The sequence below is a fragment of the Pseudomonas sp. BN606 genome, from assembly GCF_029873115.1.
Taxonomy (GTDB): Bacteria; Pseudomonadota; Gammaproteobacteria; order Pseudomonadales; family Pseudomonadaceae; genus Metapseudomonas.
Genome location: NZ_SSOF01000047.1, coordinates 1 through 10,556, shown reverse-complemented (window position 1 = coordinate 10,556; position 10,556 = coordinate 1). Strand labels below are relative to the sequence as shown.

10 protein-coding genes are annotated in these 10,556 nt (G+C 59.3%); 4 read left to right on the top strand and 6 right to left on the bottom strand.

What is annotated here, in order from left to right; genetic code table 11:
- The 4 genes from E8E75_RS07340 to E8E75_RS07325 form a co-directional block, all read left to right on the top strand.
- Nucleotides 1–1,159, top strand: a 1,159-nt coding sequence (locus E8E75_RS07340; protein ID WP_218649258.1) for an LLM class flavin-dependent oxidoreductase, incomplete at its 5' end; no start/stop codon positions are given.
- 68 nt (nt 1,160–1,227) lie between these two features.
- On the top strand, nt 1,228–2,319 hold the full coding sequence (locus E8E75_RS07335) for an LLM class flavin-dependent oxidoreductase (protein ID WP_179060129.1): 1,092 nt from the start codon (nt 1,228–1,230) through the stop codon (nt 2,317–2,319).
- A gap of 172 nt (nt 2,320–2,491) precedes the next feature.
- A complete protein-coding gene (locus tag E8E75_RS07330; protein ID WP_280358403.1) occupies nt 2,492–3,286 on the top strand; it encodes an SDR family oxidoreductase in 795 nt (264 codons plus the stop codon).
- Between the two features lie 300 nt (nt 3,287–3,586).
- The gene (locus tag E8E75_RS07325) at nt 3,587–4,537 is read left to right on the top strand and encodes a LysR family transcriptional regulator (protein ID WP_179060127.1); all 951 of its coding nucleotides are present in this window, start codon (nt 3,587–3,589) and stop codon (nt 4,535–4,537) included.
- On the opposite strand, the gene E8E75_RS07320 is transcribed toward E8E75_RS07325, so the two are convergent.
- The 6 genes from E8E75_RS07320 to E8E75_RS07295 form a co-directional block, all read right to left on the bottom strand.
- Nucleotides 4,519–5,292 carry a TetR/AcrR family transcriptional regulator gene (locus E8E75_RS07320; RefSeq protein ID WP_256873404.1) on the bottom strand — a complete coding sequence of 258 codons (774 nt, stop codon included), beginning with the start codon at nt 5,290–5,292 and terminating at the stop codon, nt 4,519–4,521. The two genes, E8E75_RS07325 and E8E75_RS07320, sit on opposite strands and share 19 nt — an antisense overlap.
- Nucleotides 5,293–5,344: 52 nt before the next feature.
- Nucleotides 5,345–6,496, bottom strand: a complete 1,152-nt coding sequence (locus E8E75_RS07315) for an acyl-CoA dehydrogenase family protein (protein ID WP_179060126.1) — start codon at nt 6,494–6,496, stop codon at nt 5,345–5,347.
- A 36-nt stretch (nt 6,497–6,532) separates the two neighbouring features.
- A complete protein-coding gene (locus E8E75_RS07310) occupies nt 6,533–7,633 on the bottom strand; it encodes an enoyl-CoA hydratase/isomerase family protein (RefSeq protein ID WP_179060125.1) in 1,101 nt (366 codons plus the stop codon).
- Between the two features lie 2 nt (nt 7,634–7,635).
- Complete coding sequence (mmsB, locus tag E8E75_RS07305; RefSeq protein ID WP_179060124.1) at nt 7,636–8,526, bottom strand: 3-hydroxyisobutyrate dehydrogenase; 891 nt, start codon at nt 8,524–8,526, stop codon at nt 7,636–7,638.
- 32 nt (nt 8,527–8,558) lie between these two features.
- On the bottom strand, nt 8,559–9,332 hold the full coding sequence (locus E8E75_RS07300) for an enoyl-CoA hydratase (RefSeq protein ID WP_179060123.1): 774 nt from the start codon (nt 9,330–9,332) through the stop codon (nt 8,559–8,561).
- A 48-nt stretch (nt 9,333–9,380) separates the two neighbouring features.
- Nucleotides 9,381–10,556 (bottom strand): CoA-acylating methylmalonate-semialdehyde dehydrogenase (locus tag E8E75_RS07295; protein ID WP_280358398.1); only part of this gene is annotated, 1,176 nt, incomplete at its 5' end.

Below are 10,556 nucleotides of genomic sequence, written 5' to 3'. Positions count from 1 at the left end.
CGCAATGAAGTTTCATTTGATGCAAACAGGTGTAATCGGTCGTCGTTATGAGCTGGAAGCGGGTATGGCTGGGCAGCGTCCTGAGTTGTATCAGCGCTTTCTATCCGAAGTGCGTGATTACGTTCGTCTGGCGGATGAGCTTGGTTATGCAGGCTATTGCCAGCCTGAGCACCACCTGCAGATCGAAGGTTTTGAGATCAACAACCATCCCGGCATGTTCAGTCTCTATGTGGGCCTGCATTCCAAGCGGATGAAGGCCGGCATCATGGGGTACACCCTGCCGACCCATAACCCGGTGCGTATCGCCGAAGAAATCGCCACCCTTGACCACATGCTCCAAGGGCGCCTGATGGTTGGTTTCACCCGTGGCTACCATGCGCGCTGGGTCGACTCCTATGCTGCGCGTCCGGGTGTCAGCGCCACTACGCCGGACAACGCCAAGGCCCGCGACGAGCAAGATGCGCTGAACCGCGAAGTCTTCGAGGAGTCGCTGCAGGTCATCAAGAAGGCCTGGGCCAATGACGTGTTTAGCCACAAGGGCAAACACTGGGAGTTCCCGCCAAATGGCGGCTCTGCCGGTCACCCGGCCTATGCCAGCATGGGCAAGGGCATGGATGCAGATGGCATCGTGCGCCAGATCGGCATTGCGCCGAAGTGCTACCAGAGTCCCCACCCGAAAATTTACGGCGGCTTTGCCGGCAGCATGCGCACCGTCGACATGTGGGCCCGGGAAGGCGGCAAGCCAATCGTGCTGGCTTCCGACCTGGACTTTTGCGATGCCCTGTGGACCCGCTATGCCGATACCGCACGCCAGCACGAGCGGGAGGTTGCCCGTGAGGATGTTGCTGCCTGGGGCGGTTTCCTGATGCTGACCGATGACAAGGACAAGGCCAAGCAGTTGATGGCCGAGCATAAGTGGTTCTGGGACAAGTGGTTCATTCCGTTCGGCCAGAAAATGCCGAACGTGCTGATCGGCTCGGCTGACGAGATCGCCGATCAGATCGGCCGCGCCCACGACCGCCTGGGCTTCAACGAGCTGTTCCTGATGTTCGGTCAGGGTCACCTGGACCCGGAGCAGAACAACGAGGAACTGGAAAAGTTTGCCAGCCTGGTGGCTCCTCGCTTCGCGACCAAGGATGCCGAAGGCACGTTGGTTTAAGTGATTGCATGGCTGGTTTGCCTGGCAAGCCAGTCTGACAGGCTAAACAATAACAAGAGGTAATGACTATGCAATGCGGATTTTTCCATACTCCCTATAATCTTCCTCACCGCACTGCGCGGGAGATGTTTGATTGGTCTCTCAAGCTGGCACAAGTCTGTGATGAGGCGGGTTTTGCCGATTTCATGATCGGTGAGCATGCGACTCTGGCTTGGGAAAACATTCCCTGTCCGGAGATCATCATCGGTGCCGCAGCGCCGATCACCAAAAACATCCGTTTTGCGCCGATGGCGCACCTGCTGCCCTATCACAACCCGGCCAGTCTGGCGATTCAGGTTGGTTGGCTGTCACAGATTCTTGAGGGTCGCTATTTCCTTGGTGTGGCGCCCGGTGGGCATCACACCGATGCCATCCTGCACGGTTTCGAAGGCATTGGTCCGCTGCAAGAGCAGATGTTTGAGGCGCTGGATCTTATGGAGAAGGTCTGGGCGCGCAAACCTTTCATGGAGAAGGGCAAGTTCTTCCAGGCCGGCTTCCCTGGGCCGGATACCATGCCCGAATACGATGTGGAGATCGCGGACAACAGCCCCTGGGGTGGCCGCGAGGCACTGGAAATTGCCGTTACCGGTCTGACCAAAAACTCCTCGTCGCTGAAGTGGGCTGGTGAGCGCAACTACAGCCCGATCTCCTTCTTCGGTGGTCATGAGGTTATGCGTTCTCATTACGACACTTGGGCCACAGCTATGCAGTCCAAGGGCTTTACTCCGGAAACGTCGCGCTTCCGTGTGACGCGGGAGATCTTCATTGCCGACTCCGATGCTGAGGCCCGCCGGCGCGCCAAGGCCAGTGGCATGGCCAAGACTTGGGAGCACTATCTGTTCCCGATCTACAAGAAGTTCAATCTGTTCCCGGGCATCATCGCGGATGCTGGTGTGGATATTGATCCCAGTCAGATAGATATGGACTTCCTTGCCGACCATGTCTGGCTCTGTGGTTCGCCGGAAACCGTGACGCGAAAGATCGAGGCAATGATCGAGCGCACTGGTGGCTGCGGTCAGGTCATCGTCAACTCGCATGACAATATCGACAACCCGGAACCCTATTTCGAGTCGCTGCAGCGACTGGCGCAAGAAGTGATTCCCCGCGTCAAAACATCGTAGAACGAAAGGCTAGGTGGTGGTCTTCTCCGCCTAGCTTTGCCAGTTCTAATCAAAGCAGGTCGCACTAAGGATCAAATTGCGTTGTTTTGCTGTATTGATCCGACCGCAAATGGCTGCTGTTTGGCAGCCATTTCACATCTTGTAGCACTAAACTGACAAGGAGCTCAGATTTATGTCTTGGAATGGCATTTCTGGATTGTTTTCCGTCGCCGGCAGAACAGTGTTGGTTACAGGTGGGGCCAAGGGCATCGGTGCAATGATTACCCGCTGCCTGGTAGCGGCAGGCTGCCGGGTGATGGTCGCTGGGCGCGATCATGCTGCGGCAGACAGTCTGAACAATGAACTGGCAGAGTACGGGGGGTTCGAATTCATTGAGTGTGACCTTGTGCGCGATGATCATCTGGCTGATCTGTTTCGCGCCGTGCAGGCCCGCTGCTCCAAACTGGACGCGCTGATTAACAACGCCGGTGTATTTCATGCGCCGCCACTGGGTTCTGTCACAGAGAAAGACTGGTCTGCGGTGATGAGCCTCAACCTGCAATCGCCGTTTCTCCTGATCCAGGCACTGTGTCCCCTGCTGGAGAAGGCCGGCACAGCTGACGATCCGGCACGTATAATCAACATCGGTTCAGTGGGTGGCATTCTCGGAAAAAGTTTCGGGGGCGCCTATGCCTATGGTTGCAGCAAGGCTGCCATTCATCAGCTTAGCCGCACGCTGGCATCAGATCTACGTTCGCGGAACATCAACGTTAACGCCATTGCCCCGGGTTTTTTCCCAAGCGACCTGACCGCCGGGGTCATCGCTGATGCTGAAGTTGAGCGCGCAGTGTTGGATGGTATACCTGCTCATCGGTTTGGCAGTGCAACTGATATTGGCGGCACTGCCATCTATTTAATCTCCCGTGCAAGCGCCTATCTTACTGGGACGGTTATTCCCCTTGACGGTGGTCTGATAGTGGCCCCGTGAACCTTATACGGGACGGTCAAGCGTTCGGATGGTCCAGCCCTAAAATGTGTGAGGGGGACGAGTCCCTGGCCCTGCCAAGAATACGGCGCAGCTAGCGATGCTGTTCAATGCCCTCAGGACATCTCAATCTGTTTGAACGCGCGTGTAGGTTCCCGCTGCGGCTGGCGGCGTTCGGTCGGACTTGATTTTTTGTCGAGAGGGTGTAAAGGTTCTCGCGAGTCAACATTTGCGTTGATAAAAGAGGCGCGACTGCTGTGGGTCGTGCTAGCTAAGCCCTGATCGTGCGAACTGGAGGAAAATATGCCAAATCGCGCCAGCCTCGAGCGTCTAAATTGGGATGACCTGCGCTTTTTCTTAGAAGTGGCGCGCACCGGTACCGCCAGTGCTGCTTCTCGAAGGCTGGGCGTTGACTACACCACAGTCTCGCGTCGAGTCCGTGTTCTGGAGCAGAACCTGGGTGCACTGCTATTCGAGAAATCTAGGGCTGCGGGTTTTGTGCTCACGCTAGAAGGGCAGCGCATGCTGAGCTACGCCGAGACTCTTGAAAGCACCCTACAGGCAGCCTGCGAGCAAGTTTCAGGCGCTGGCTTGGAACTGTCTGGGCATGTGCGTATCGGTTGCACTGAGGGATTCGGCTCCAGTTTCATCACTCAACATATGAGTCGATTCCAAGACCGCCATCCACACATCTCATTGGATATCCTCCCGGTGCCACACTTTGTGAGCTTGTCTAGGCGCGAGGCTGATATCGCTATTACGCTGGAGCGCCCGCAACGGGGGCCGTATGTCTGTTCTAAGCTTTGCGACTACCGTCTTCGCTTGTATGCCACTCCTGAGTACTTGGCCAATCATGCGCCGATTCTCAGCCTCGAAAGCTTGGCCGGGCACACGTTCATCTCCTACGTTGAAGACTTAGCCTTCAGCCCCAAGCTTCTCTACTTAAATGACCTTGTACCCGGAGCGGTACGCCAACTGCGTAGTACTAGTGTGATTGCTCATTACCATGCAGCGCTGGAGGGAAGAGCGCTTGCAATTCTTCCCTGCTTTCTAGCAGGACAGAACCAGCGTCTGTGCGAAGTTCTTCCGGGTGAGATCGAGGTAGTGCGGCAGTTCTGGATCTATTATAGCGAGGATCTACGTAAACTCCGTCGTATTACTCAGGTAGCCGAATACCTGCGGGGCTGCGTCGAACTTAACCAGCCGCTACTGATGGGCGAGTCAACATCGATGAGCTATCTGCCACCGGTTTGAGCTACCGAGTTAGCTACACGCTGGGTGGCCTGGAGCACGCCTCGTATGGATCCAATAATCATTTCGCGCAGCATCTCAAACTTTGCCGTATTGCCAGTTGGTGCCTCTCCGAACCAAGCCGGTAACTGGTTAAGCTGTGAAACGATGCTAGCTAGGCCGGCGCGTCGGAGCATGCATGCTGGCTCTCCAGTTAGTTGCTCAACGGTTTTTATTAGCACCGCCTCATAGAGTTGACGCAACTTTAGGATCCGTTCCTGGTGATCGTTATTGAGGTAGTGTACGTCGTACTCCGCCAGACGGAAGTGTGCGCCCATACCGTTGTGTAGTTGGAGATGGGTTTCAGTGAGGAGAAGCAGTCGTGCTGTGGGGGAGACGTCCCGGTGGGTTAATTCCAGCGCGCCATCTAGCAACTGCTCATATAGTTCCTCGATTAGCTCGAACAGCAAGGCTTCTTTGCTTTCGATGTGGTTGTAGAGAGAGCCGGCACGAATGCCCATGAACTCTGCCAAATCACGCATGCTAACTCGGCTATAGCCACGCTTAGCGAACAGCTCCAGAGCTTTCTCGCGTGTTTGTTGATAGCGTTTTGGGGAGCCAGTAGTACTTATAGGTTGGCTGAGAGTGGATGGCTGCAGCTCGTCAAACAAAGTAATGGACATGGACATCAGATCTTCATCGATGTGGCTACAGCTAACAGTGTTATTCGCCGCCAGAGGTACTGCTTCTAGCGATTCTTGGATGTTTGTGATGATCATGGGTGCATAGTTGGGGCGCTTGTGGGCACCGCTGAGGCGCCCACAAGAGGTTCTATAAAGTGTAATTAGCCATTTCCCGAGCGATCAGCAGCCGCTGCACTTCACTGGAGCCTTCGTAGATCTGGGTGATGCGCGCATCGCGGTAGTACTTCTCCACCGGGTAGTCCTCCAGGTAGCCGTAGCCGCCGTGGATCTGGATCGCGCTGGAGCACACCTGCTCAGCGATTTCCGAGGCGAACAGCTTGGCCTGCGAGGCTTCCGAGAGGCAGGGCAGGCCGGCGCTCTTCAGGCGGGCGGCGTGGAGAATCATCAGCCGCGCGGCGTTGAGGCGGGTGTGCATGTCTGCCAACAAGTTGCCGATGCTCTGGTGCTCGATGATCGGCTTGCCGAACTGCACCCGTTCCCGTGCATAACCGAGCGCCGCCTCGAAGGCCGCACGGGCGATGCCTAGGGCCTGGGCGGCGATGCCGATGCGGCCGCCTTCGAGGTTGGACAGGGCAATGGCGAGGCCTTTGCCGCGCAGGCCCAGCAGGTTCTCTTCCGGAATGCGACAATCGCTCAGGGTGACGGCGCAGGTATCGGAGGCCTTGATCCCCATTTTGTGCTCGCTGCGGTCCACCACGAAGCCGGGGGTGTCGGTGGGGACCAGGAATGCGGAGAGGCCCTTCTTGCCCAGTTCCGGATCGGTCACGGCGAAGACGATGGCGAGCTTGGCACGCTTGCCATTGCTGACAAACTGTTTGGCGCCGTTCAGCACCCAGTGACCGTCCACCAGCTCGGCGCGGGTGCGCAGATTGTGCGCTTCCGAACCCGCCTGGGGTTCGGTGAGGCAGAAGCAACCGATGGCGGTGCCGCTCGCCAGCTGCGGCAGCCACAAGTCCTTCTGCGCCTGGCTTCCGTAGTTGAGGATGGGCCCGCAGCCCACGGAGTTGTGGATACTCATCAGGGCGCCGAGCGCACCGTCGCCGGCGGAGATTTCTTCCACCGCCAGGGCATAGGCCACATAGTCGATATAGCTGCCGCCCCATTCCTCGGGCACCACCATGCCGAGCAGGCCCAGCTCGCCCATCTGCTGCACCAGGTCGTCGTCTATCCAGCCAGCCTTTTCCCAGGCCTGTGCGTGGGGCGCGACTTCAGCGCGGGCGAAGTCCCGCGCCATGTCGCGGATCATGTGTTGTTCTTCGGTGAGTTCGATATCGTGCATTAAAGGTCTCCAGCGGATCGGTCGTGCCTGGCGCTATTAAGTTTCTGGCCGCTTAGCAGCTATTGCAGAGGTTCGACGGGTATGAAAGCCTGCAAAAAAGGCTTTCACCCGTTCATCCTGTAACTCCTCAAGGTTCGGTGGGTTCCAGCGTGGGTTTTTGTCCTTATCGATGATCAGGGCGCGAATGCCCTCTATCAGGTCGCCCTTGTCGAACCACTGGCGGTCAAGATGCAGCTCAAGATCGACACAGTCAGCCAGACTAAGGCATCGACCGCAGCGCAGCAGCTTGAGGGTCACAGCCATGGCGAGTGGGGAATTCTTGTTGAGCAGGCGGAGCGTTTCCTCTGCCCAATCTTGTACACCGGGCCGGGTGTCGGACTGCAGCGCCGTGCGGATCTCCTTGAGATTGGGAAGTGAAAAAATTTCGTCGATAACTTGGCGATAGGCCTTCAGCTCCGATCCAGGGATGCGCTCGGTGGCGAGGCCGGCCAGCAACTGGTGGAGGTTTTCCTGCGGCGCGAAGCTCCAGTTGAGGGTGTCCAGCGCCTGATCCAGCTCAGCGATGCGTTCGCTGGGCAGGCAATAGTCGGCCAGTCCGGTGTAGAGGGCATCGGCGGCGCGCACCTGGCAGCCGATGACGCCCAGGTAGACGCCCAGTTCGCCGGGCAGGCGCGGCAGGAAGTAGCTGCCGCCAACATCCGGGAAGAAGCCGATGCCGACTTCCGGCATGCCCATGCGGGTGCGCTCGGTGATAACCCGCAGCGACGCGGCCTGGGCCAGGCCCATACCGCCGCCAAGCACGAATCCATCCATTAGGGCCATCACAGGCTTGGAATAGCCGTGCAGGTATTCGTCGAGCGCGTATTCCTCTTCGAGGAACAGTTGGTGCTGGTTGTCGCCGGTGGCATGGCTCTCGTAGAGCATGCGGATATCGCCGCCGGCGCAGAACGCTTTCTCACCAGCGCCGCGAATGACCACCGCGACGATGTCCGGGTCGAGTTCCCAGGCCCACAGGTGGCGCTGTAGCAGGCGCACCATGGGCAGGGTCAGGGTGTTCAACCCGGCCGGGCGGTTGAGGGTCAGGTGACCGACGCGGTTGCGCACACTGGCCAGTACCGGTGCCTCGTGCTCACTCATGCTCAGGCTTCCCGACGGAACAGGCTGATGATTGCGGAGAAGTCCAGGCCGCCGTGACCCTGTAGGCTGAAGGTCTGGTACAGCTGCTGGGCCGCGGCGCCGAGCACCACCGGTTGTTTCGCATGGCGCGCGGCTTCGGTGGCCAGGCCTAGGTCCTTAAGCATTAGATCGGTGCCGAAACCGCCGCTGTAGCCGCGGGACGCCGGGGCGTTTTCCAGCACGCCGGGGAACGGGTTGTTGATTTCCGAGCTCCAGCAGCGGCCGCTGGAGGTGTTGATGATGCCGGCCAGGACTTTCGCGTCCATGCCCAGGGCAACGCCCAGCGCCATGGCTTCGGCGACGCCGACCATGGAGATGCCTAGCAGCATGTTGTTGGCGATCTTGGCCACCTGGCCGTTGCCTGTGTCACCACAGTAGACGATGTTCTTGCCCATGGCGGCGAGCAGCAGGTGGGCCTCGTCGAAGGCGCTGACGGTGCCGCCGACCATGAAAGTCAGGGTGCCAGCCGCCGCGCCACCTGTGCCACCGGAAACCGGCGCGTCGAGCATGGGATTGCCCTGGGAGGCGGCGGCTTTGGCCACTTCGCGGGCGCTGAGCGGGTCGATGGTCGAGCTGTCGATCAGCAGCACGCCCGGCTGGACGTTGGCCAATAGGCCTTCGGCGCCCAGGTAGACATCCTTCACGTGGGCCGCGGTGGGCAGCATGGTGATGATCGCGGCGACGCCATCGCGGGCCAGCTCCGCCGGGCTGTTGGAGGTGCGGGCGCCGAGCTCTACGAGTGCGGCGGTCGCCAGCGGCGAGGGGTCGAATACGGTGAGGGTGTGGCCGGCCTTGAGCAGGTTGCGGGCCATGGGGCCGCCCATGTTGCCGAGGCCAAGGAATCCGATATGCATGTTGGCGTCCTCTTGAGGTAGGGCCAGAAATTTCAGCGGTGAATGAAGTGGGGAGTACGCTTTTCAACGAAGGCACTCATGCCTTCCCTTTGATCTGCGTTGGCAAAAGTGGAGTGGAATACTCGACGCTCGAACCGGATACCTTCCGCCAAGCTGCCTTCGAAGGCGCGATTAACTGACTCCTTGATCAGCATGGCTGCCGGCATAGATTTCTCTGCTATGGCTGCAGCGCTTTTCAGCGTTTCCTCGAGGAGGAGCTCAACCGGCAGTACGCGTGCAACCAAGCCGGCGCGCTCTGCCTCCTGGGCATCCATTTGTCGACCACTTAGGCACATCTCCATGGCCTTGGCCTTGCCAATGGCACGAGCCAAGCGTTGGGTTCCGCCGATCCCGGGTAAAACACCAAGGGTGATCTCTGGCAGGGCAAAACGAGCGTTGTCAGCGGCGTAGATGAAGTCGCACATCAGCGCCAGCTCGCAGCCGCCACCCAGCGCATAGCCAGCAACAGCGGCGATCAGGGGTTTGCGTCGGGCTGCAATGCGATCTGCTGCAGAAAAGAAGTCATCAAGGAACACTTGCGGATAGGCCATGTCGACCATTTCCTTGATGTCGGCGCCGGCCGCGAAGGCCTTGGAAGAACCGGTAATCACCATGCAACCGACGTTGGGATCGCGATCCAGGCCGTCTAGTGCCCGGTTGATTTCGTCTATCAGATTGACGTTTAACGCATTGAGCGCTTTGGGTCGGTTTAATGTAATCAGGCCAACGCGGCCATGGACTTCAACAAGTAGAGATTCGAATGCCATTTAGAGGTCTCCTTAATCAGGGGCGGTTCATAGCCCGCCCCTGAAGCCTCACTTGAGGGTAATGGTTGTGTTCACTGCGCCGCCGACATCGCTCTCGTCGAACCAGCGCTGGGTGATGGTCTTGGTCTGGGTGTAGAACAGCACCACTTGCTTGCCGTAGGGGCCGAGGTCGCCGAGCTTGGAGGCGCGGGAGCCGCTGAAGGAGAACAGCGGGACCGGCACCGGAATCGGTACGTTGATGCCGACCTGACCCACGTCGATCTCTTCCTGGAAGTGGCGTGCGGCGGCGCCGGAGCGGGTGAAGAGCGCGGTGCCGTTGCCGTTCGGGTTGGCATTGATGAAGGAGATGGCCTCGTCCAGGGAGGCGGCGTTCACCACGCAGAGCACCGGCCCGAAGATCTCCTCGCGGTAGATGGTCATCGACGGGGTAACGCCGGAGAAGATGGTCGGGCCGACGAAGTTGCCTTCCAGATAACCGGGTACGCTCGGGTTGCGGCCGTCCAGGACCAGCTTGGCGCCTTCCTCGATGCCGGTGGCAATCAGGCCGCTGATGCGGTCCAACGCCGCGCAGGACACCACCGGGCCGATATCGGTACCCGGCTCGACGCCGGCATTGACCTTGAGGGTCGTGGCCTTTTCCACCAGGTCCGGCAGCCAGGTCTGCGCCTCGCCTACCAGGATTACGACCGGCAGGGCCATGCAGCGCTGGCCGGCGGCGCCGAAGGAGGCACCCAGCAGGTTGTTCAGGGTCTGCTGCTTGTTCGCGTCGGGCAGGACGATGGCGTGGTTCTTGGCGCCCATCATGCATTGCGCGCGCTTGCCGTTCAGGGTGGCGCGGTTGTAGACGTGGGTGCCCACCTTGGTGGAGCCGACGAAGGACACGGCCTTAATGTCCGGGTGGTCGCAGATCAGGTTTACCGCATCGACGCCGCCGTGGATCACGTTCAGCACGCCTTTCGGGATGCCGGCTTCCAGCGCCAGCTCGACCAGGCGCATGGTCACCAGCGGGTCCTGCTCGGAGGGCTTGAGGACGAAGGTGTTACCGCAGGCGATGGCCATGGGGAACATCCACAGTGGGATCATCGCCGGGAAGTTGAACGGGGTGATGCCGGCGCACACGCCGATCGGTTGCAGCAGGGTGTAGGTGTCCACGCCGTTGGCGACGTTGTTGGCCAGTTCGCCCATCTGCAGGGTGCCGATGTTGGCGGCGTGTTCTACCACCTC